The 20430-nt window shown below is 64.3% G+C and carries 23 protein-coding genes and 1 tRNA gene; 17 read left to right on the forward strand and 7 right to left on the reverse strand.

Going from position 1 to position 20430, the window contains the following annotated elements; genetic code table 11:
* The first annotated feature begins 32 nt into the window (after positions 1–32).
* Positions 33–455, forward strand: coding sequence for a nuclear transport factor 2 family protein (locus XH79_RS12505; RefSeq protein WP_212346554.1), 423 nt, complete (start codon positions 33–35; stop codon positions 453–455).
* A gap of 83 nt (positions 456–538) precedes the next feature.
* Complete coding sequence (locus tag XH79_RS12510; RefSeq protein ID WP_271581867.1) at positions 539–964, forward strand: DoxX family protein; 426 nt, start codon at positions 539–541, stop codon at positions 962–964.
* 140 nt (positions 965–1104) lie between these two features.
* Here the strand turns inward: XH79_RS12510 and XH79_RS12515 are convergent.
* Positions 1105–1194, reverse strand: a tRNA-Ser gene (locus XH79_RS12515).
* 135 nt (positions 1195–1329) lie between these two features.
* Between XH79_RS12515 and XH79_RS12520 the strand changes: the two genes are divergently transcribed.
* Positions 1330–2193: an alpha/beta fold hydrolase gene (locus tag XH79_RS12520; RefSeq protein ID WP_271581868.1), complete on the forward strand. Its 864-nt coding sequence runs from the start codon at positions 1330–1332 to the stop codon at positions 2191–2193.
* Positions 2194–2370: 177 nt separating this feature from the next.
* On the opposite strand, the gene XH79_RS12525 is transcribed toward XH79_RS12520, so the two are convergent.
* Complete coding sequence (locus XH79_RS12525) at positions 2371–3483, reverse strand: ROK family protein (RefSeq protein ID WP_212346544.1); 1113 nt, start codon at positions 3481–3483, stop codon at positions 2371–2373.
* Between the two features lie 330 nt (positions 3484–3813).
* On the opposite strand from XH79_RS12525, the gene rplU reads away from it, so the two are divergent.
* From rplU to XH79_RS12540, 3 genes are all read left to right on the forward strand, one after another.
* Positions 3814–4188, forward strand: coding sequence for a 50S ribosomal protein L21 (rplU, locus tag XH79_RS12530; RefSeq protein WP_128928980.1), 375 nt, complete (start codon positions 3814–3816; stop codon positions 4186–4188).
* A 102-nt stretch (positions 4189–4290) separates the two neighbouring features.
* Positions 4291–4560, forward strand: coding sequence for a 50S ribosomal protein L27 (rpmA, locus tag XH79_RS12535; RefSeq protein ID WP_018643862.1), 270 nt, complete (start codon positions 4291–4293; stop codon positions 4558–4560).
* A gap of 151 nt (positions 4561–4711) precedes the next feature.
* A complete protein-coding gene (locus tag XH79_RS12540; protein ID WP_271581869.1) occupies positions 4712–5305 on the forward strand; it encodes a GNAT family N-acetyltransferase in 594 nt (197 codons plus the stop codon).
* 65 nt (positions 5306–5370) lie between these two features.
* On the opposite strand, the gene XH79_RS12545 is transcribed toward XH79_RS12540, so the two are convergent.
* Positions 5371–6285, reverse strand: coding sequence for a DMT family transporter (locus XH79_RS12545; RefSeq protein ID WP_212346537.1), 915 nt, complete (start codon positions 6283–6285; stop codon positions 5371–5373).
* 119 nt (positions 6286–6404) lie between these two features.
* Here XH79_RS12545 and XH79_RS12550 point away from each other — a divergent pair, with 119 nt between their 5' ends.
* The 4 genes from XH79_RS12550 to XH79_RS12565 all read left to right on the forward strand — a co-directional run bounded on the left by XH79_RS12550 (position 6405) and on the right by XH79_RS12565 (position 10729).
* Positions 6405–6884, forward strand: coding sequence for a MaoC family dehydratase (locus tag XH79_RS12550; RefSeq protein ID WP_271581870.1), 480 nt, complete (start codon positions 6405–6407; stop codon positions 6882–6884).
* A 104-nt stretch (positions 6885–6988) separates the two neighbouring features.
* Entirely contained in the window at positions 6989–7705 is a 717-nt protein-coding gene (locus XH79_RS12555; protein ID WP_271581871.1) for an ATP-dependent Clp protease adaptor ClpS, read from the forward strand.
* A gap of 109 nt (positions 7706–7814) precedes the next feature.
* A complete protein-coding gene (gene obgE / locus XH79_RS12560) occupies positions 7815–8855 on the forward strand; it encodes a GTPase ObgE (RefSeq protein ID WP_212346529.1) in 1041 nt (346 codons plus the stop codon).
* A gap of 239 nt (positions 8856–9094) precedes the next feature.
* Positions 9095–10729: an alkaline phosphatase family protein gene (locus XH79_RS12565; RefSeq protein ID WP_271581872.1), complete on the forward strand. Its 1635-nt coding sequence runs from the start codon at positions 9095–9097 to the stop codon at positions 10727–10729.
* A 132-nt stretch (positions 10730–10861) separates the two neighbouring features.
* On the opposite strand, the gene XH79_RS12570 is transcribed toward XH79_RS12565, so the two are convergent.
* Together XH79_RS12570 and XH79_RS12575 are read right to left on the reverse strand one after the other, a co-directional pair.
* Entirely contained in the window at positions 10862–11365 is a 504-nt protein-coding gene (locus XH79_RS12570; protein ID WP_271581873.1) for a hypothetical protein, read from the reverse strand.
* Positions 11366–11382: 17 nt separating this feature from the next.
* On the reverse strand, positions 11383–12348 hold the full coding sequence (locus XH79_RS12575; protein WP_271581874.1) for a Bug family tripartite tricarboxylate transporter substrate binding protein: 966 nt from the start codon (positions 12346–12348) through the stop codon (positions 11383–11385).
* A gap of 194 nt (positions 12349–12542) precedes the next feature.
* On the opposite strand from XH79_RS12575, the gene proB reads away from it, so the two are divergent.
* Complete coding sequence (gene proB, locus XH79_RS12580) at positions 12543–13664, forward strand: glutamate 5-kinase (protein ID WP_271581875.1); 1122 nt, start codon at positions 12543–12545, stop codon at positions 13662–13664.
* An 18-nt stretch (positions 13665–13682) separates the two neighbouring features.
* Here proB and XH79_RS12585 read toward each other — a convergent pair whose 3' ends face one another.
* Together XH79_RS12585 and XH79_RS12590 are read right to left on the reverse strand one after the other, a co-directional pair.
* Positions 13683–13979 (reverse strand): type II toxin-antitoxin system RelE/ParE family toxin, encoded by a 297-nt coding sequence (locus XH79_RS12585; protein ID WP_271581876.1) that lies wholly within the window; start codon positions 13977–13979, stop codon positions 13683–13685.
* Positions 13969–14247: a type II toxin-antitoxin system ParD family antitoxin gene (locus tag XH79_RS12590; protein ID WP_157286469.1), complete on the reverse strand. Its 279-nt coding sequence runs from the start codon at positions 14245–14247 to the stop codon at positions 13969–13971. Before XH79_RS12590 ends, XH79_RS12585 begins: the two co-directional genes overlap by 11 nt.
* Positions 14248–14440: 193 nt before the next feature.
* On the opposite strand from XH79_RS12590, the gene XH79_RS12595 reads away from it, so the two are divergent.
* From XH79_RS12595 to XH79_RS12620, 6 genes are all read left to right on the forward strand, one after another.
* A complete protein-coding gene (locus XH79_RS12595) occupies positions 14441–15736 on the forward strand; it encodes a glutamate-5-semialdehyde dehydrogenase (protein ID WP_271581877.1) in 1296 nt (431 codons plus the stop codon).
* Positions 15737–15759: 23 nt separating this feature from the next.
* A complete protein-coding gene (locus tag XH79_RS12600) occupies positions 15760–16404 on the forward strand; it encodes a nicotinate-nucleotide adenylyltransferase (RefSeq protein WP_271581878.1) in 645 nt (214 codons plus the stop codon).
* Positions 16405–16612: 208 nt separating this feature from the next.
* Positions 16613–16969, forward strand: coding sequence for a ribosome silencing factor (rsfS, locus tag XH79_RS12605; protein WP_018643875.1), 357 nt, complete (start codon positions 16613–16615; stop codon positions 16967–16969).
* Positions 16970–17066: 97 nt separating this feature from the next.
* Positions 17067–17549: a 23S rRNA (pseudouridine(1915)-N(3))-methyltransferase RlmH gene (rlmH, locus tag XH79_RS12610; protein ID WP_212346510.1), complete on the forward strand. Its 483-nt coding sequence runs from the start codon at positions 17067–17069 to the stop codon at positions 17547–17549.
* 33 nt (positions 17550–17582) lie between these two features.
* Positions 17583–18932: a murein hydrolase activator EnvC family protein gene (locus tag XH79_RS12615; RefSeq protein ID WP_212346508.1), complete on the forward strand. Its 1350-nt coding sequence runs from the start codon at positions 17583–17585 to the stop codon at positions 18930–18932.
* Positions 18929–20284 carry a S41 family peptidase gene (locus tag XH79_RS12620; protein WP_080137445.1) on the forward strand — a complete coding sequence of 452 codons (1356 nt, stop codon included), beginning with the start codon at positions 18929–18931 and terminating at the stop codon, positions 20282–20284. Before XH79_RS12615 ends, XH79_RS12620 begins: the two co-directional genes overlap by 4 nt.
* The last annotated feature ends 146 nt before the right edge of the window (positions 20285–20430 follow it).

Genomic DNA, 20430 nt, shown 5'->3' on the forward strand with positions numbered 1-20430 from the left:
CAGTTTGAGGGCGCAACCAAGGAGCTCTCGTCATGACCAAGCAATCGAGCGAGACGCACGCCGAAGACGTCAGGCCCTCCACAAGCGACGACCCAAAGCTCATCGCAACGTTGTTGAAGCGCAATGTCGCGGAAGTGTTCGGCGAGAACAATCCTGACCGCCGCAGGGCAGCGATCCGCGACCTCTTCGCTGAGGATGCAGCCGTCCATGCTCCTCCCGGCGTCATCGTCGGACACGACGCACTCGACAAGTTCGCAGGCGATCTTCGCAGCCTGCATCCCGACTACGTCTACACGCCATCAGGAGAGCCTCAAGTCGTGCACGATTCAGCTCGCTTGGCCTGGGGTTCAGGCCCCAAGGGCGAGCCACCGCGCTACACGGGCGAGGATTTCATCCTCGTGCGGAACGGCAAGATCGCAGCGCTCTACATCTACCTGAATTCTCCGCCCGTCTGATCTCAATAAAACAGATTCCCACACGGCAACGAACACGTCGTGTCGTCGTCATGCGACTTCAACCAAGCACAGGAGTGACTACAATGGATACGACCCGTTATGCTTCTTTCATCGGCCGACTGCTGATCGGCCTTCCCTTCGCCATGAGCGGTTTCGGCAAACTTGCCGCGTATGGTGCGACGACCGCCTACATCGCCTCCGCCGGATTGCCCGTACCGCCGCTTGCTTATGCGATTGCCGTTCTCGTTGAACTCGGTGGCGGCCTGCTGCTGATCGCGGGTTATCAGACACGCGCGGTTGCGCTGGCGCTGGCGGTGTTCTCGGTGGCAGCAGCGATCTCGTTCCACAACAACTTTGCCGACCAGAATCAGATGATCCATTTCCTCAAGAACGTGATGATGTCAGGCGGGCTGCTTCAGATCGTCGCCTTCGGCGCCGGCGCGCTCAGCCTGGACGCGCGCTTCCTCCACAACAGCGGTGGCGTCGCGGGAGTCGCACACGCGCGTTGAACGGCATTGATCACGGAAGACCCGTCGTCATCGGCGGGTCTTCTGTCATGTTCGACGCAAGTTCCGAGAGGGCATGGTCGCCTGGGCGGCATCGAGAGCCTGGCATCCCGTCTTCAGGAGTTTTCTCGATTCGGGCATGATGGCGGAGAGGGAGGGATTCGAACCCCCGATAGGCTTGCACCTATGCCGCATTTCGAGTGCGGTGCATTCAACCACTCTGCCACCTCTCCTGAAGGCGCCATATAGAGGCAGGGCCCCTGTGGTTGGGGGCGTTAATAGGCGAGGATGACGGGCCAGACAAGGCGCGAAAGGGGAAAATCCGCTGCCTCTTTTTGGCCCCCGTGCCTCGCCCCGGAGGAACTGCCATGGAGCACCTGACGATCCGCGCCAACGGCGCAAATTTCCACGTGGTTCGCGCCGGACAAGGAAAACCGCTGCTTTTGCTGCATGGATGGCCGGAATTCTGGCTGACCTGGGAGCCGGTGATCTCAAGGCTTTCGGACCGCTTCACCCTGATCGCGCCCGACCTGCGCGGCTTCGGCGACAGCGACAAGCCGGACGGGCCCTATGGTCCGGATGGCCATGCCGCCGACATGCTGGCGCTGATGGAGGGGCTCGGCATCGAGCGATTCGGCCTGGTCGGGCACGATGTCGGCGGCGCCGTGATGCAGCCGCTGGCCAGGCAGGCGCCGGAACGGCCCGCCGGGCTGTTCTTCTTCGATTTCGTCTATCCCGGCATCGGGCCGCGCATGGCGGCGCCTGATCGGCTCAATCACATCTGGTACCAGTCCTTTCACCAGATGGAGATGGCGGCGGCGCTGGTCGGTGCGAGCCGCGAGAGCTGCCGGCTCTATATCGGCCACTTCCTGAAGGGCTGGGCGCATCGAAAAAACGCCTTCGACGACGTCCTCGACGCCTTCGCCGACAATTTCTTCAAGGACGGCAATCTCGCCGGCGGCTTTGCGCATTATCGGGCCTCGCATGCCGGCCGGGTCGCGATGATGAAGGGCGAAGCACCGAAGCTTCCGCCCATCGACGTGCCGACCTGCGTGCGCTGGGCCGAGCACGATCCGCTGTTTCCCTTTGCCTGGACCGATCGGCTTGGCGAGACCTTCAGCACGCTCGATCTCGCGATGTTTCCCGGCGTCGGCCACTTCCCGCATCGGGAATATCCGGATCGCGCGGCGGCGGAGATCGCGGCGTTCTTTCAGCGTGTCGGCTGGAGCTGAGACATTGGAAAAACGGGGTGGGACCGCCAGACGCGGTAAACACTGGCGGTCCCGTGCCGCTCATTGCAATTCTGGCCGTGAAGGGCGGCTTCGCCGGCCAGGTGAAGCGACGATTCGACCCTAGCGTGCAGCCCGCGCCCCGCAACGCAATCCGATCCTTAACCTAACCGATCAAGGTTACTCCTTGTCGTTCTTACCTTTTTTCTTCCCGTTCTCCGTAGAATCCCTGTCCTTGCGGCGATTTGTGAAGCGGGCATTGCCGAGCCCGGTGCCGATGGTCAGCACGCCCCAGCGCTCGACATCCTGCATGAACGGCACCTCGGAGAGGCCCTGAACCACGCCGTCATTGTGCATCAGGATCGCGGTGTCGTGCTCGCCGATGACGGGGATGCCCTCGATCAGGCTCGCCGGCAGGTTGAACTTGCTGCTCTCCCAATTGCCCGGCAGGTTCTGCGCGCCCTTCTCGATCGAGCCGTCCGCGTTGATCACGCCGGGACAGGCGATGCCGATGAAGGGAGCGAGCTTGAAGCCGTCGGTCTCGGCCTCGGTGATCAGCCCTTTCAGCATCTTCGTCAGCCGCTTCACCGCGCCCTCGCGCGTCGGCTCGTCGTCGGCATGGCGCCACAGCTCGGATTTCACGACCTTGGCCTTCGAGAGGTCCTTTGCCTTTTTCCAATTGGTCTCGACCAAGCCGCAACGAATGTTGGTCCCCCCGATATCGACCGCCAGGATGCTGTCATGGGCCTCGAAGATCCAGGACGGCGCCAGATGCAGCGCGCCGAGCAGGCCGGCTTCATCGGGATGATGGCGGATCGGCTGCAGATCGATCTTGAAATCCTCGGATTTCAGGATGATCTCGGTGCGCGCGATCGCGAGCTCGCCCAGCCTGGAATCGCGAAAACCGCCGCCGACCACGATGCGCTCGGTCTTGGCCCAGGCCTTGGTCTTGAGGAAGCGCCGGGTCACGTAAGCGAGTTCCTGCGCAAAGTCCTCGATCGCGCTGTGCACCACCGCGGAGGCCTCGGTGTCGTCGCCGACCAGGATCGCGTCCAGCGTCTTCTTGCTGATGTTCTCCGACGGCTCCTTGCCGAACGGGTCCTCGCCGGTCTTGCGCAGCGGCTTGCGCCACCGGTCGAGGATGTCGCGGAAGGCGCCCTTGCTGGCGCGGTCGCCGAGGAAGCCGTCCTCGTCCTTCATCTCGATGTTGAAGCTGTCGACATCCACCGACGGCAGCCGCTCGGCGCCATGATGGGCGATGCCCGTCGTCTTGACCAGTTCGTCCGTTGCCATGGGAGCCCTTGCCCGCTTATCTGTTCCGACGGACTAACTGCGGGGGAACCGGTTTGTTGCAAGGCCGGCCGAGATTCGACGGCAGGCCGCCGGCGCGGCCAAATCCTTCAAATCCGGGCCATTTTCGGCGGTTTTCCTTGACTTGCGGCTGCTCGCCGCTATAAGTCCCACAGCTGGCGCGGGGCGTTTCTCGCGCCACTTGTTTTTGCGTGGGTTTTCAATGGGATAACTCCCACCCGCACAAAACGCAGATAAACCCATAGCGACTGACAAAAAGCCGACCCGGACGATGCTCGTCCCGAGGCCGGGATTGAACACGGAGAAAGAACGATGTTCGCAGTCATCAAAACCGGCGGCAAGCAATACCGCGTCGTGCCGGATGATGTTCTCGAAGTTGGCAAGATCGAAGGCGAAGTCGGCTCGATCGTGCAGTTGAATGAAGTTCTGGTGCTCGGCGGCGACACGCCGGTGCTGGGCGTCCCGACGGTGGCCGGTGCCTCCGTTGCGGTCGAGGTGCTCGACCACAAGCGCGGTCCGAAGGTCATCGCCTTCAAGAAGCGCCGCCGCAAGAACTCGCGCCGCAAGCGCGGCTATCGCGACGAGATCACGGTCCTCCGCATCTCCGAGATCCTGGCGGACGGCGCCAAGCCCACCAAGGGCCCGCGTCCGAAGAAGGAAAAGGTTGCGAAGGAAGCTGCCGAATAACGGGATTTGATCACGCCAATTCACGAATTGATGCGTGAGAAATCGTGAAATGATTCCGTCAAGGAATTGATCTAGAAATACGCAGGATTTCGGAGACGAGCCATGGCTCACAAAAAAGCAGGCGGTTCATCGCGCAACGGACGCGATTCGAAGGGCAAGCGCCTCGGCATCAAGGCGTTCGGCGGGGAGATTGTCACTCCCGGCAACATCATTGCGCGTCAGCGCGGCACCACCTGGCACCCCGGCCTTAATGTCGGCATGGGCACGGACCACACTTTGTTCGCCAAGGTTGAAGGTCGTGTTGCGTTCCAGGCCAAAGCCAACGGCCGCACCTTCGTATCGGTGCTCCCGATCGCAGAGGCGGCTGAATAGACGGCGGATCAAATTGGAGTCCGCCGGGTCCTACCAAACCGGCGGAGTCCCAGAGATCAAGAGATCGAAGGCTCCAAGGGGAGGCGGGAAACCGGCCTCCCCTTTTGTTTGACTTGCTCACTTTGACTTAGTGACTTTCACGGAGCCGGACATGTTGCAGGATTTCTCGAGCGCGACCTTGCAGGAGGCGAGACCTGATGCCGTCGCCACCGAGCGGCTGACCTTGCGGCGACCGACACTCGCCGATGTCAGGACCATCGCCCGGCTCGCCAACGACCGCCGCGTCGCCGAGAACACGCGCCGCCTGCCGCATCCCTATTCGCAGGACGACGCCGTCGAGTTCATCCGCGCCACCGCCGAGCTCGGCAGCGAGACCGTGTTCCTGATCGAGCACGACAGCGGCCCGGTCGGCATGGTCGGGATCGACTGCTCGAAGCCCGGCAATGCCGAGCTCGGCTACTGGCTCGGCGTCGAGCATTGGGGCCAGGGCTTCGCCACCGAAGCTGCGCGCGGGGCGATCGACTTCTTCTTCGAGGAGTACGAGGACGACCATCTCCATGCCGGCGCCCGCGTCACCAACCCGGCCTCGCGCAAGGTGCTGGAGAAGTGCGGCTTCCAGTGGAGCGGCGTGCAGCTGCACCGCTTCCTGGCGCTGGGCTCCTCGACGCCCGTCGACTGCTTCCGTCTCTCCCGCGGCGTTTGGGCCTCGCTGAAGAGCTGGAGTAGCGCGCGGCGGGTGAGGTAGGCGGAGGCCGCGCCTCACTCTCCAATGTCGTCCCGGCGCAGGCCGGGACGACATTGGATTCGTGGTTAGGCCGGCGGATTCACCTGCTCGCTCTGCCGCCCCAAATCCCGCTCCCGCAGATAGATATAGAATCCCGCGCCGATGATGATCGCCGCGCCGACGATCGTCGCGATCGAGGGGACATCGCCGAACACGACGAAGCCGAAGATCACGGCCCAGACGATCATCGAATATTGATACGGCACCACGACGCTGGCCGGCGCCAGCTTGAGCGAGCGGTTGACGCAGAACAGCGCGGTCACCGAGATCAGCCCGGCCAACGCGAAGATCACGAGGCTGCCCGCCGTCGGCGGCACCCAGTGGAATGCCGAGAGCACCGCGCCCAGCGAGAACGTGCCGATGAATTGCGAGGACGCCATCACGATGTCGGGCGTCTTGCGCAGGCTGCGGGTGATCAGCATCAAGGTCGCGAAGGACAGACTGCCGCCGAGCGCGATCAGCGCCGGCAGGCTGACGGTCTGCGCCGACGGCCGCAGCGCGATCAAGACGCCGCAGAAACCGATCAGGATCGCGGTCCAGCGCCGCCAGCCGACCTTCTCGCCCAGAAAGATCGCCGACATCGCGGTGACGAAGATGGGGCCGGCGAGATAATAGGTGATGACGTCGGCGAGCGGCAGATAGACCGTTGCGAGGAAGAAGGCGGCGACCTCGAGCGTCGAGAGCACGACGCGAAACAGCTGCAGGCCCGGCCGCTCCAGATGCAGGAACTGGTGGCGCTGCTTCCAGATCAGCGGCGACAGCAACAGCAGCGCCGCGCAGGCGCGCAGGAACAAGAGCTGCCCCACCGAATAGGTCCCGACCAGGAACTTGCCCATGGCGTCGCCGAACGAGAACATGAAGATCGACAGCACCATCAGCGCGATGCCGGCCAGGCGCGCGGAGCGGTCGTCATAGGCGGAGAGATTCTTGAAGAAGGGCATTGGCGCCGTTTTAGTTGCGTGGACGCGCGGGACAAGCCCGCCACCGCCGAATTGAACGGATTGTCGCACTCTTCGCATCGCGGTAGCGATAGAGGGCGCACCGAGAAAAGAGCCGTGACATGACCGATTTCGATCCGACGCAGCATCGCATGATCCCCACGCAACGCTGGTTTGAGGATTTCGTGGTCGGTGAGCGCTTCGTGCTGCCGAGCCGCACCCAGACTTCGGCGGTGTTCGCGGCATTCCAGACCGCGAGCGGCGACACCCATCCCGTGCACTATGACGTGGAATATTGCCGCAGCCGCGGCATGCCGCATCTGCTCGCCCACGGCTTCCAGACCCTGATCCACACCGCGCCCGGCGCCGGCCTGTTTCCATTCATGGTCGAGGATTCCCTGGTCGGCTTCCTCGAGCAATCGAGCCGGTTCCTCAAGCCCGTCTTCGCCGACGACACCATCTATCCCGCGCTCGAGGTCACCGAGCTGGTGCCGGGACGCACGACGGGCGTGGTCACGCTAGGGAGTACCGTGTTCAACCAGCGCAAGGAGCTGGTGCTGGAAGGCATGCAGAAATTCCTGATCCGGCGGCGGCCGGAATAGCGGGGCCGTCTCGCGCGAGCGGAGCAGGCCGCCCCCTTGTGAACCACGGCGGAGAACGTGCCGACAAACCCCGTGCACGCTCCGCCCGCACACGAAGGCCCGCGATGGCACTGCTTCCGCCCTGCTCCGAGACATTCAAGCGTTCGCTCCAGCGCGCGACGTCCGCCGCGCGGGCGAAAGGCCGCACGCATCCAGGCCCGCAGGATTTGCTGATTGCGTTGATCGAGGACGAGGACGCATCGCCGGTAATGCAGGCCTGCGGCATCGACCTGATGCGCTTGCGGCAGGATGTCGAGGCCGCGGGCGCGACAGAGCCAGCGACGGGCCTCGGTCACGTGCTCCAGCTTGCCTTCAACGAGGCACAGCTGTCCGAACGGACGGTCGTGACGGGCGCCGACATGCTGGTCGAGCTGTTCGCCCAGCCGGTCGGGCGCTTCCTTCTCGCACAGGGCGCAACCCGCTACGACGCCCTGGTCTATCTGAGCCATGGTATCGCCAAGGGCGCGATTGCGGATGTCAAAGCCGACAGCGGCGATGCGCCTTATCTGGAGGTCGTCCTGCTCAATGACCCCTACACACCGGCGGAGTTCGTAACCTTCGTTCTCGAAAACGTCTTCGGGATGAGCCGCGAGCGCGCCACCGCGATCATGTTTTCCACCCACGCGCGCAAGCGCGGCTCCTGCGGGATCTTCCCCCGCGCCGAGGCTGCCGTCCTTCGTGAAAAAATCCAGAATCTTGCAGCGGCCCGCCAGCATCCGCTTCGCTGCGTCCTGCTGCCGGCCGGCGATGCGCCGGACCAAGACCGACCATTGCCAAATTGAGGCAAGAGCGGGATCGGGAGTTAAGCAAGGGTCGAAATTCGCAGGATTTCGGCCGATTTGCGGGTCAATCCGGGTTGCCGGGCGTGCCCGGCTGGCCTACCTATGGCCCATGAAATTCCTCGACGAAGCAAAGGTCTATATCCGCTCCGGTGACGGCGGGAACGGCTGCGTGGCGTTCCGCCGCGAGAAGTTCATCGAATTCGGCGGTCCCTCCGGCGGCAATGGCGGCCGCGGCGGCAATGTCATCATCGAGGTCGCCGACGGGCTGAACACGCTGATCGACTACCGCTACCAGCAGCACTTCAAGGCCCAGAAGGGCGAGAACGGCATGGGCTCGGACCGCCACGGCGCCAACGGCAAGAACATCGTGCTGAAGGTCCCCATGGGCACGCAGATCTTCGACGAGGACCGCGAGACGCTGATCCACGACTTCACCAAGGTCGGCGAAAAATTCGTGCTGGCCGAGGGCGGCAATGGCGGCTTCGGCAATGCGCATTTCAAGTCGTCGACCAACCGCGCGCCGCGCAACGCCAATCCCGGCCAGCCCGGCGAGGAGCGCTGGATCTGGCTGCGGCTGAAGCTGATCGCAGATGCCGGCCTCGTCGGCATGCCCAATGCCGGCAAGTCGACCTTCCTGTCCAAGGTCAGCGCGGCGCGGCCCAAGATCGCCGACTATCCCTTCACCACGCTGCATCCGCAGCTCGGCGTCGTGAACGCCGACGGCCGCGAGTTCGTGCTCGCCGACATTCCCGGCCTGATCGAAGGCGCGCATGAAGGCACCGGCCTCGGCGACCGTTTCCTCGGCCATGTCGAGCGCTGCCGCGTGCTGCTGCATCTGATCGACGCAACCTGCGAGCACGCCGGCAAGGCCTACAAGACGGTGCGCAAGGAGCTCGATGCCTATGGCGGACAGCTAACCGACAAGATCGAGATCGTCGCGCTGAACAAGATCGACGCGGTCGAGCCGGACGAGCTCAAGAAGCAGAAGGACCGCCTGAAGCGCGCCGCCAAGAAGACGCCGCTGCTGATCTCGGGTGTCACCGGTCAGGGCGTGAAGGAAGCCTTGCGCGCATTGGCCGATGTGATCGGCGAAAGCCCGGTCTCCGCCAAGGCGAAGAGCGCGGCCGAAGCGGAGCCGTGGTCGGCGTAATCTCTCCCCACGGTCGTCCCGGCGAAGGCCGGGACCCATACCGCGTGATCTATCCGTGACGCGCGGTAGGAGTACCGCGCACAACCAGTCTACGCCAAACTGCTCCCTGGGGTTATGGGTCCCGGCCTGCGCCGGGACGACACCGAATGTGCGATAACGGGCTCGCGCATCACTGGCAGGTTGTCACCGGCGCTCTAATATCGCAGCATCAATCACTCAAGAAACGGCAGGGATAACGCATGGCGCGCGCGAAAAACGTTCTCTGGATCATGTGCGACCAGCTTCGCTATGATTATCTCGGCTGCACCGGCCATCCCACGCTGAAGACGCCCAACATCGACGCGATGGCCAAGCGCGGCGTGCTCTTCACCAAGGCCTATGTGCAATCGCCGATCTGCGGCCCGTCGCGGATGTCGTTCTACACCGGGCGCTACATGCGCTCGCATGGCTCGCACTGGAACGGCTGGCCGCTGCGCGTCGGCGAGCCCACGCTCGGCGATCACCTGAACAAGATCGGCGTGCGCAACGTGCTGGTCGGCAAGACCCACATGGCACCCGACCTCGAAGGCATGAAAGCGCTCGGCATTCCGCCGGAATCGATGATCGGCGTACATGTCGCCGAATGCGGCTTCGAACCCTATGAGCGCGACGACGGCCTGCATCCGACCGGACGGCCGCGCCCGAAATACGATGAGTATCTGCGCCAGCAGGGCTTTGAAGCCGCCAATCCCTGGGAACACTGGGCCAATTCCGGCGCCGCCGAGGATGGTTCGCTCCAGAACGGCTGGCTGCTGGTGCACGCGGACAAGGCCGCGCGCGTGCCCGAAGAACATTCCGAGACACCCTACATGACGCGGCGCGCGATGGACTTCATCGCAGAGGCCGAGACCGACGGCCGGCCGTGGTGCCTGCATCTGTCCTACATCAAGCCGCACTGGCCCTACATCGCGCCGGAGCCCTATGCGAGCATGTATTCGACGGATGACATGATTCCGGTGATCCGCTCCGAGCGCGAGCGGCAGAATCCGCATCCAGTGTTCGGCGCCTATATGGACATGCGCTACTCCCGCAACATGGCGCGCGACGATGCCCGCGAAAAGGTGATCCCGACCTATATGGGCCTGATCACCCAGATCGACGACCAGATGGGCGTGCTGATGAAGTTCCTGGAGGAACGCGATCTCCTGGAAACCACCATGATCGTGTTCACCTCCGATCACGGCGACTATCTCGGCGATCACTGGATGGGCGAGAAGGACCTGTTCCACGAGCAGTCGGCCAAGATTCCGCTGATCATCATCGATCCCTCCAAGGAAGCCGACGCCACGCGCGGCACACGCAGCGACGCACTGGTCGAAGGCATCGATCTCGCGCCGACCTTCGTCGATTATTTCGGCGACAAGGTGCCGGGCCACATCCTCGAAGGACGCTCGCTGCTGCCGCTGCTGCGCGGGCCAACGCCGGGCGATTGGCGCAAGGTGGCGTTCTCGGAATACGACTATGCGATGCAGGACGTGCGGCTGAAGCTGAACCAGCCGATCGAGCGTTGCCGCCTGTTCATGGTGTTCGACGGCCGCTGGAAATACATCCACGCCTCCGGCTTCCGCCCGATGCTGTACGATCTCGAAACCGATCCGCAGGAATATGTCGATCGCGGCGACGATCCCGAATGCGCCGGCATCATCGCGCGGTTGCAGGCCGAGCTGTTCGACTGGGCGCTGCATCCCAACGACCACATCACGACGCCGCGCGAGAAGATCGCGGCCTATGCCGACAACCAGCTGCAAGTGAAGGGCGGCGTTTTGATCGGCATCTGGGACGAGAAAGAGCTCGCCGCGATCAAGGACGGGATAGCGCAGCGCGCGAAGATGTAGACCCCCATGGTGAGGAGGCGCGAAGCGCCGTCTCGAACCATGAAGGCCCCGCTGCGACAGCCGGGCCTTTCATCCTTCGAGACGCGCGCAAGAGCACGCTCCTCAGGATGAGCGGATAGAGCCCGCGGCCAGCTAGCGATCAACCACGCGCCCTTCAAATTCAGGCTTACCTGGCACCAGAAAGAGTCGATACCACTCAATATCCCTCCGCTCGGCAATTTCGGTGTCCGAGAGTTTCGCGGTTTCGCCAAGGCTCGACTGATCGATCCCGAGATTTTGCGCCGCCGCGTAGACGGCATAATCGCCGCACTCGACTTCTGCGGAGAGTGCCGGATCATGATCGATCACCGACATGACGTGGATCCGCCCGCTTCCGGAATGGAAATGCACGCACGTGATTCGCTGCCATTCTTCCGATGAAGGTGGCAGATCGCTCGACACGAGCTCAACCCAATGGTCATTGAGATCAGCTTCGGTGTTAATCATCCGAAACGCAGGCGCGCCGGCAAAACCTTGCTTTGTTTTCTGCGCGTCCCAGTTCTCTTCGCTTCCAAGGGGCCTGAACGGATCGTCACACACGACGATCTGATAGTGGCTTGCAAATACGCGCGCTGCACCGAGTAACCGCTGTGTCATGGCCCCGCAAACCAGATTCAATTCTCGATCTTATACCCCGTCGCCTTCACGATCGGCTGCCAGAACGCCGTGTTCGCTGCGAGCTCTTTCGACAATCCCTCCGCATTGCTCCCGACCGGGATCAACCCGATCGCGGTGAGCTTCTCCTTCACCTCGGGCTTGGCGAGTGCCGTGCTTGCGGCGGCGCCGAGCTTGCTCGCAAATTCCGGCGGACTGCCGGCGGGGAGCCACATGCCGTACCAGGCGTCAGCAACGAGATCGATGCCGCTCTCCTTCAGCGTCGGGACCTCCGGGGCGAAAGGCGATCGGTCCGCGCTCGAGACCGCGATGATCTTCACGCCCTTGGCACGATGCTGCGGCAACGCATCCGCCAATGTCGTGATGCCGAACGAGATATGGCCGCCGACGAGGTCGTTGAGGATCGGTGCGCTGCCGCGATAGGGCACGCGGGTCAGGGGAATGCCGAGGTCCTTCTCGAGCCTGGAGCCCATGAAGTGCGGAATGGTGCCGTTGCTGGGAACGCCGAACGAGGTCTTGTCCGGATGCGCCTTCAACCAGCCGACGAATGCTTTGAAGTCCGTCGCATCGATCCCCGGGCCGATCACGACGGCGAATTCGAATCGCGCCAGCAGCGACACTGGCATGAAATCCTTGTCCGTGTCGAAGCTCGGCGTCGCCTCGACCATGGGCAGCAGATACATGGTCGGCCCTGTCGTCACCAGCACCATGCTGCCGTCGGGGCTCGCGCCCTTCACCGCCTTGATGCCGATCAGGCCGTCGCCGCCGGTACGGTTCTCGACCACCATGGTCCGCTGCAGCACCGGGGCCATCTCCTGCGCAATCAGCCGGCACAGCGTGTCGCCGCCCGCTCCGGCTGCAAACGGGAAGATGATTTTCGTCAGGCCGGCCTGCGCTTGCGCCTCGCCCAGCTGCGCCAGCAGCGGCAGGCCGAGACATCCGGCCATGAACTTGCGACGATCCATACGTTTCCCCTCCAGACCATTTGATTGGCGGCATTAGAACCGCACTGCCGTCCGAAACAAGGCCAAAGACAAGCCCGACCCGCGCCGTTTACCATCCGACCCGCCTTGCGCCGGCCATCGTCCTGCTGCAAAAGCAGGGCTCATCGGCGCCGCCCCTCGCTCCGCCGTTTCCCGAGCAATTCTTCACACGCGTCATGGCCAGCCCCGAACTCAGTCAATTCCGCCGCATCGTCGTCAAGGTCGGCTCCGCGCTGCTGGTCGATTCCGACAAGGGCGAGGTGCGGGCGTCCTGGCTCGCTGCGCTCGCCGACGACATGGCCAAGCTGCACAAGGAAGGGCGCGACGTCCTCGTGGTGTCCTCGGGCTCGATCGCGCTCGGCCGCAGCCGGCTCAAATTGCCGCGCGGTCCGCTGAAGCTGGAAGAGAGCCAGGCCGCTGCCGCGGTCGGCCAGATCGCGCTGGCGCGGATCTGGTCGGAGGTGCTGGGAGCACACGGCATCGACTCCGGCCAGATCCTGGTGACGCTGCAGGACACCGAGGAGCGCCGCCGCTATCTCAATGCCCGCTCCACCATCGGCAAGCTTTTGGAGTGGCGCGCGATCCCTGTGATCAACGAGAACGACACGGTCGCCACCACCGAGATCCGCTACGGCGACAATGACCGCCTCGCCGCGCGCGTCGCCACCATGGCGAGCGCCGATTTGCTCGTGCTGCTGTCCGACATCGACGGGCTCTACGACGCCCCGCCGAAGAACAACCCGAACGCAAAGCTCATTCCCGTCGTCGACAGCATCTCCTCGGAGATCGAGGCGGTGGCAGGCGATGCCGAGTCCGAGCTGTCGCGCGGCGGCATGCGCACCAAAGTCGAGGCCGCCAAGATCGCGACCACCGGCGGCACCCACATGCTGATCGCCTCCGGCAAGATCGAGCATCCCCTGCAGGCGATCGCCGATGGCGGCCGCTGCACCTGGTTCCTGACGCCCGCCAATCCCATCACCTCGCGAAAGCGCTGGATCGCGGGCACGCTGGAGCCGAAAGGCACGCTGACGATCGATGCCGGCGCGGTGACCGCGCTGCGTGCCGGCGCCAGCCTGCTGCCGGCCGGCGTGATCAAGGTCGAGGGCCAGTTCGCCCGCGGCGATGCCGTGATCGTGCGCGGCCCTGACATGAGCGAGATCGGCCGCGGCCTGATCGCCTACGACGCCGACGATGCCGAGCGCATCAAGGGCCGCTCCTCCCCGGACGTGATGGCCATTCTCGGCATCAGCGGCCGCGCCGAGATGATCCACCGCGACGATCTGGTGGTGGGCGGGTAAGGACTGAACGAGCGCCGGCTACTGCATGTCTTCGGCGCTGATATCCTGCCGGCCGTGCATGACTCGGACAATCTCGACGCCGTCCGGTAACGGAACATAGAAGATCACGTAGTTGCCGGCCGGGAAGCTGCGCAGGCCGGCCCTCAGCTCCCGGCGTTCGCGCCCCGCGAGCGGATTCTCCAAGAGCATTTCGAATATCTCGCCGATGCGCGCGATCTGCTTGTCGGCGGCCCGGACACTGTTTGAAGCAATGAAGTCCCAGATCGAATCGAGATCGAGGTCTGCTTGCGGGGCTTTGCGAAATCTATTTGCCACGTTTGCGCGCGGCCAAACGTTGCCGTCCCCGCGCCTTGATGTCGTTCATCCATTCCTGGACATCGACCTCCTCCATCGGCCCGCTGTCAAAACCCTTCTGGATCTCCTCCCGCAGCGCCTCCAGCTTGAGCTTGCGCCGCTCCTCGCGCTCCTCGACGAGGCGCAGGCCTTCGCGCATGACCTCGCTCGCGCTGGCATAGCGGCCGCTCTCGACCAGAGTGTCGATCAGATCCTCGAAATGCTTGCCGATGCTGTAGCTGCTCGCCATGGGACGGCTCCGTTATCAAAATATGATACTTATTGATATTTGGGTACCCCGCAAGGATGCCCCATGCCTCCAGCGCGACCGGGCCATTGGCCGACCCGGCGGCGCGAACCGGGCCCCTGCCATACCCGCCCCGCCCTTCGCAAAAGCGGGATTTCCGTGCTAGGACACCGCCTTAGCAGAAGGTTGAACCCCCATGGCCGCCCCCCTCAAAGCCGTTGACGGCAATGCCGATCTTCAGGCGCTGATGTCCGATCTCGCCACCCGTGCCCGCGCTGCCGCGCGTGTGCTGGCGCTGGCGCCGCCGGAGCAGAAGAACCGGGCGCTGGAAGCCATGGAGCGGGCGATCCGCGCCAACGCGGCCGCGATCCTTGCCGCCAATGCCGAGGACGTCGCCGAGGCCCGCGCCTCCGGCAACATGACCTCCTCCTTCATCGACCGCCTGACGCTGACGCCGGCGCGGGTCGAAGCGATGGCCGAAGGCATCGGCATCGTACGCGGCATCGCCGATCCCATCGGCATCGTCACCGAGAGCTGGCAGCGGCCGAACGGCATGACCATCGAGCGCGTGCGCGTGCCGCTCGGCGTCGTCGGCGTGATCTTCGAGAGCCGCCCGAACGTCGCGGCGGATGCCGGCGTGCTGTGCCTGAAGTCGGGCAATGCCGTGATCCTGCGCGGCGGCTCGGACAGTTTTCGCTCGTGCCGTGCGATCCATGAATGCCTGGTGCAGGGCCTGCGCGAAGCCGGCCTCCCCGAAGCCGCGATCACGCTGGTGCCGACGCGCGACCGTGCGGCGGTCGGCATGATGCTGTCAGGATTGAACGGCGCCGTCGACGTGATCGTGCCGCGCGGAGGCAAGAGCCTCGTCGCGCGCGTCGAGCAGGAGGCCCGCGTGCCTGTCTTCGCCCATCTCGAAGGCGTCAACCACGTCTATGTCGATGCCAGCGCCGATCTCGCCATGGCGAAGTCGATCGTGCTCAACGCCAAGATGCGCCGCACCGGCGTCTGCGGCGCGGCCGAGACTCTGCTGGTCGATCGCGCGGCTGTTGCATCGAGCCTGAAGCCGCTGGTCGAGATGCTGATCGAGGCCGGCTGCGAAGTGCGCGGCGACGACGCCGTGCAGAAGGCCGATGCACGCGTCAAGCCCGCAAGCGACGAGGATTGGGACACCGAATATCTCGACGCGATCATCGCGGCGAAGGTGGTGGACGGCGTCGACGGCGCGATCGCGCATATCCAGAACCACGGCTCGCATCACACCGATGCCATCGTGAGCGCCGACGAGCGTGCGGCGAAGAAATTCCTGAGCGAGGTCGATTCCGCGATCGTGCTGCACAACGCCTCGACGCAGTTCGCCGATGGCGGCGAGTTCGGTTTCGGTGCCGAGATCGGCATCGCCACCGGTCGCTTCCACGCCCGCGGCCCGGTCGGCGCCGAGCAACTCACGAGCTTCAAGTATCGCGTTCACGGCACCGGGCAGACGCGGCCGTAAGCAACGTTGCAAGGCGCGGGGCATTGAGCAACACATTCGTCGTGCCGCGTTTTGTGGCGCAAGCGGTCCCGCCCCACACGGAGGGCATGCGCATCGGCCTGCTCGGCGGCTCGTTCAACCCGCCGCATCAGGCGCATCGCGCCATCAGCCAGTTCGCGCTCAAGCGATTGCAGCTCGATCGAGTCTGGTGGCTGGTGACTCCAGGAAATCCGCTCAAGGAGAACGGCAATCTGCGCGAGCTCAGCGAGCGCATGCAGACCGCGCGCGACGTTGCCGACGATCCGCGCATCGAGGTGAGCTGTCTCGAATCCGTCATTCGCACCCGCTATACTATCGACACGATCAACACCTTGCGCCGCCGCTTCTCCGGCCTGCGCTTTGTCTGGATCATGGGCGCCGACAACCTCGCTCAATTCCACCGTTGGCAGGACTGGCGGCGCATCGCCGGCCAGGTGCCGATGGCGGTCATCGATCGCCCGCCGCAGAGTTTTCGCGCCCTCGCCTCGCCCGCCGCGCAGGCGCTATCTCGTTACCGTCTGCCGGAGAACAAGGCGGCGCTGCTCGCGGACCAGTCGGCGCCGGCCTGGGTGTTCCTGACCGGATTGAAGCTGAATCTGTCCTCGACCCGCCTGCGGAACCCGGACGGGAGCTGGAAAGGTACGAAGTGAGACGGAGTGTGCCGGCTTCGTGGGGATGTTGGCCTCTCTGGCATATTGAAACCCTTAACCCCACATGATGTAGTGTCACCCGTGAGTGCCGGATTCGGCCCTCGCGATACAGTGAAAGGAATGGTCCCTGGCCACATCTGTATTGTCCAAGTCTGTTTTACCCAAGGTTGCTAAGCCTACGCGTAAAACATCGACCAAAGCTGCGGCCTTGAAGGCGCAACCCGACGCCGACAAGACGCTGAGCCTGATCCTCTCCCGCCTCGAGGATATGAAGGCGGAAGAGACGGTCACCATCGACCTTCGCGGCAAATCGGCATACTCCGACTACATGATCGTCACCACCGGCCGGGTGAACCGGCACGTCGGTGCGATCGCGGAGAACGTGACGAAGGGCCTCAAGGAAACCGGCATCAAGAACATCCATGTCGAGGGCTTGCCCAATTGCGACTGGGTGCTGATCGATTCCGGCGATGTGATCGTGCACGTGTTCAGACCCGAGGTCCGCGAGTTCTACAACCTTGAGCGGTTGTACACGCAGGGCCCAGGGGCGGCGAAGGCGATCTAGAGGCTGACGAAGCCGATTTCGAATCGGCTGACGCGCATGTTAGCGTCGTGCGCGCGCACGATGCGCGCGACCTCGAAAACACGACGCTGAAACCATCATGCGTGTTGCTGTCATTGCGGTGGGCCGGCTGAAGCAGGGCCCCGAACGGGAGCTTGCCGACCGCTATTTCGAGCGGTTCGACGAGGTCGGCCGCAAGCTTGGATTCCGCGAGCTCAGCATCCACGAAATTCCCGAAAGCCGCGCGCGCGACACCGCGACTCGGATGACTGAAGAGGCCGCGGCGATCTCGGCGCATATTCCGGAAAAATCCATCCTGGTGGCACTGGACGAGCGTGGCCAGAATCTCGACTCCACCGTATTCGCACGGCATCTCGGGCGCTGGCGAGACGAGGGTGCAGGACATACTATCTTCATGATAGGAGGGGCGGACGGACTTTCGCCCGAATTGCGCCGTAAGGCCAAGCTCGCGATCGCGTTCGGCTCTGCGACCTGGCCGCACCAAATGGTCCGCGTCATGCTTCTGGAACAGCTATATCGGGCCGCCACCATCCTGGCCGGCCACCCCTATCACCGCGCGTGATCCGCGCCACAACGAGCACCTTTGCCTAAAGCGATGCGAGCGCCCGTCCTCAACCTGCTGATTGCAAGCCTCGCAGGCGCAAACCTCGCAGGCACAAGCCTCGCGCAAGCTCAGACCGCAGCGCCGGCGCCCCAGACCGCGGCCGTCTCGCCCGACGCCATCAAGCAGCGCGAGCAGGAGCTCGAAGCTGCGCGCGCGAGGCAGAAGAGCGCGGAGGAAGCGCAAGCCAAGCTCAAGGCCGAGATCACCGCGCTCGGCCAGGACCGCACCCAGCTCAATCAGCAGCTGATCGACACAGCCGCCAATGTGCGCAGCGTCGAGACCAAGATCGACGAAGCCGAAACGCGGCTGAAGACGCTGAACGGCCGAGAGCAGCAGATGCGGTCCTCGCTCGATTCGCGCCGCGCCGACATCGTCGAGGTGCTGGCGGCGTTGCAGCGCGCCGGCCGGCGCACGCCGCCGGCGCTGCTGGTGCGCCCCGAGGATGCGCTGCAATCCTTACGCACCGCGATGCTGCTCGGTGCCGTCGTGCCGGAATTGCGCGGCCGCGCGGAGAAGATCGCAGGCGAGCTCGGCGAGCTCGTGGCCCTGCGCAAGAACATCGCGAGCGAACGCGACCAGCTCGCCGCCGACCGTGACAAGGTCCGGAGCGACCAGACCCGCCTCACCGCGCTGATCGACGAGCGGCAGCGCCAGCAGGCGGCGCGCGAAAAGGACCTCGACGCCGAAAGCTCGCGCGCGATCGCGCTTTCAAGGCAGGTCGGCGATCTCCAGGGGCTCATCACCAAGATGGAGCAGGACCTGCAGAGCGCCGCCAAGGCGGCTGAGAAGGCCGCCGAGGCGGCAAGGCAGGCCGAGGCCAAGGCGGCGGCAAACGCGGCCGCCAGCGCCAAATCCGGCCCCGCCGCTTTCAAGGACCGGTCCCGGACCACCCCCGCGATCGCCTTCGCCTCGGCCAAGGGCCTCCTGCCGCTTCCGGTTAACGGTAACAAGATCAGGGACTTTGGCGGTTCCGACGGGGTCGGCGGTGTCCAGAAGGGCATTTCGCTGGCGACAAAGCCCGGCTCCCAGGTCACGACGCCGTGCGATGGCTGGGTTGTCTATGCCGGGCCGTTCCGCAGCTATGGACAACTCTTGATCCTCAACGCCGGGGGCGGGTATCATGTCCTGATCGCCGGGATGGAGCGCATTTCGGTCAACATCGGACAGTTTGTGCTCACGGGGGAGCCTGTCGCGACCATGGGATCGACCTCTCAAGTCGCCTCCATTCTCGCCACGAACGCGAGTCAACCTGTGCTGTATGTCGAGTTCCGTAAAGACGGCACTCCAATCGATCCAGGCCCATGGTGGGCCGCAAATGAAGGCGAGAAGGTTCGCGGATGATGCGCAAGACTTCAGTAATCCTCCTCAGCGCGGCCACCGGTGCGGCGCTGACGCTGTTCGTGACCCAGCCGCGCGCGGTGTTCATGGGCTCCAGCGCGCGAGCCGCCACCGCGGACACCTATCGCCAGCTCAATCTGTTCGGCGACGTGTTCGAGCGCGTGCGCTCCGATTATGTCGAGAAGCCCGACGACACCAAGCTGATCGAATCCGCCATCAGCGGCATGCTCACCGGCCTCGATCCGCATTCGAGCTACATGGACGCCAAGAGCTTCCGCGACATGCAGGTGCAGACCCGCGGTGAGTTCGGCGGCCTCGGCATCGAGGTCACCATGGAAGACGGCCTGATCAAGGTGGTCTCGCCGATCGACGACACGCCGGCCTCGCGCGCCGGCATCATGGCCAACGACATCATCACCAATCTCGACGACGAGGCGGTGCAGGGCCTGACCCTGAACCAGGCGGTCGAGAAGATGCGCGGTCCGGTCAACACCAAGATCAAGCTCAAGATCATCCGCAAGGGCCAGGACAATCCGCTCGACGTGACGCTGGTGCGCGACAACATCCGCGTCCGCTCGGTGCGCGCGCGGGTCGAGGCCGACGACATCGCTTACATCCGCATCACCACCTTCAACGAGCAGACCACCGAAGGCCTGAAGCGCGAGGTCGCCAACCTCTCGAATCAGATCGGCGACAAGCTGAAGGGCTACATCATCGATCTCCGCAACAATCCGGGCGGCCTGCTCGAGGAAGCGGTGACCGTGTCCGACTCGTTCCTGGAGAAGGGCGAGATCGTGTCGACCCGGGGCCGCAATGCCGAGGAGACCCAGCGCCGCACCGCGCATGCCGGCGACCTCACCAAGGGCAAGCCGGTCATCGTGCTCGTCAATGGCGGCTCGGCCTCGGCGTCGGAAATCGTCGCCGGCGCGCTGCAGGACCACAAGCGCGCGACCATCGTCGGCACGCGCTCGTTCGGCAAGGGCTCGGTGCAGACCATCATCCCGCTCGGCTCGGGCAACGGCGCGCTGCGCCTGACCACGGCGCGCTACTACACGCCGTCGGGCAAGTCGATCCAGGCCAAGGGCATCGTGCCCGACATCGAAGTGCTGCAGGACGTGCCGGATGAGCTGAAGTCGCGCACCGACACCAAGGGCGAGGCTTCGCTGCGCGGCCATCTCAAGAACGACGGCGACGAGAAGACCGGCTCGCAGTCCTACGTGCCGCCGGACGCCAAGGACGACAAGGCGCTCAAGCTCGCCGACGACCTGCTCCACGGCATCAAGAACAGCGCCTCCGCCGCGCCAACCCCGGGTGCCGACAAGGCCGCGACCGACAAGCCCAAGGCGGCGAACTAAGTGGCTGCGAACTAAGTGGCGGCGAACTAAGTCGGCGTATCAAGCAATCTTCCGAAAAGGGCGGCTCCTCGAGCCGCCCTTTTTGCTTGGAACTCCTGTCGTCCCCGGCCTATCCCGGCCTGCCGCCGCTTGACCGCGCCGTGGTA

It is taken from the genome of Bradyrhizobium sp. CCBAU 45389, from assembly GCF_028128625.1.
In the GTDB taxonomy this organism is placed as follows: domain Bacteria; phylum Pseudomonadota; class Alphaproteobacteria; order Rhizobiales; family Xanthobacteraceae; genus Bradyrhizobium; species Bradyrhizobium liaoningense_B.

Bases quoted from the DNA above. Each gene is read 5' to 3' on its own strand.
- XH79_RS12505 (WP_212346554.1), top strand. From the start codon at position 33: ATGACCAAGCAATCGAGCGAGACGCACGCCGAAGACGTCAGGCCCTCC.
- XH79_RS12510 (WP_271581867.1), top strand. From the start codon at position 539: ATGGATACGACCCGTTATGCTTCTTTCATCGGCCGACTGCTGATCGGC.
- XH79_RS12520 (WP_271581868.1), top strand. From the start codon at position 1,330: ATGGAGCACCTGACGATCCGCGCCAACGGCGCAAATTTCCACGTGGTT.
- XH79_RS12525 (WP_212346544.1), bottom strand. From the start codon at position 3,483: ATGGCAACGGACGAACTGGTCAAGACGACGGGCATCGCCCATCATGGC.
- rplU (WP_128928980.1), top strand. From the start codon at position 3,814: ATGTTCGCAGTCATCAAAACCGGCGGCAAGCAATACCGCGTCGTGCCG.
- rpmA (WP_018643862.1), top strand. From the start codon at position 4,291: ATGGCTCACAAAAAAGCAGGCGGTTCATCGCGCAACGGACGCGATTCG.
- XH79_RS12540 (WP_271581869.1), top strand. From the start codon at position 4,712: ATGTTGCAGGATTTCTCGAGCGCGACCTTGCAGGAGGCGAGACCTGAT.
- XH79_RS12545 (WP_212346537.1), bottom strand. From the start codon at position 6,285: ATGCCCTTCTTCAAGAATCTCTCCGCCTATGACGACCGCTCCGCGCGC.
- XH79_RS12550 (WP_271581870.1), top strand. From the start codon at position 6,405: ATGACCGATTTCGATCCGACGCAGCATCGCATGATCCCCACGCAACGC.
- XH79_RS12555 (WP_271581871.1), top strand. From the start codon at position 6,989: ATGGCACTGCTTCCGCCCTGCTCCGAGACATTCAAGCGTTCGCTCCAG.
- obgE (WP_212346529.1), top strand. From the start codon at position 7,815: ATGAAATTCCTCGACGAAGCAAAGGTCTATATCCGCTCCGGTGACGGC.
- XH79_RS12565 (WP_271581872.1), top strand. From the start codon at position 9,095: ATGGCGCGCGCGAAAAACGTTCTCTGGATCATGTGCGACCAGCTTCGC.
- XH79_RS12570 (WP_271581873.1), bottom strand. From the start codon at position 11,365: ATGACACAGCGGTTACTCGGTGCAGCGCGCGTATTTGCAAGCCACTAT.
- XH79_RS12575 (WP_271581874.1), bottom strand. From the start codon at position 12,348: ATGGATCGTCGCAAGTTCATGGCCGGATGTCTCGGCCTGCCGCTGCTG.
- proB (WP_271581875.1), top strand. From the start codon at position 12,543: ATGGCCAGCCCCGAACTCAGTCAATTCCGCCGCATCGTCGTCAAGGTC.
- XH79_RS12590 (WP_157286469.1), bottom strand. From the start codon at position 14,247: ATGGCGAGCAGCTACAGCATCGGCAAGCATTTCGAGGATCTGATCGAC.
- XH79_RS12595 (WP_271581877.1), top strand. From the start codon at position 14,441: ATGGCCGCCCCCCTCAAAGCCGTTGACGGCAATGCCGATCTTCAGGCG.
- rlmH (WP_212346510.1), top strand. From the start codon at position 17,067: ATGCGTGTTGCTGTCATTGCGGTGGGCCGGCTGAAGCAGGGCCCCGAA.
- XH79_RS12615 (WP_212346508.1), top strand. From the start codon at position 17,583: ATGCGAGCGCCCGTCCTCAACCTGCTGATTGCAAGCCTCGCAGGCGCA.
- XH79_RS12620 (WP_080137445.1), top strand. From the start codon at position 18,929: ATGATGCGCAAGACTTCAGTAATCCTCCTCAGCGCGGCCACCGGTGCG.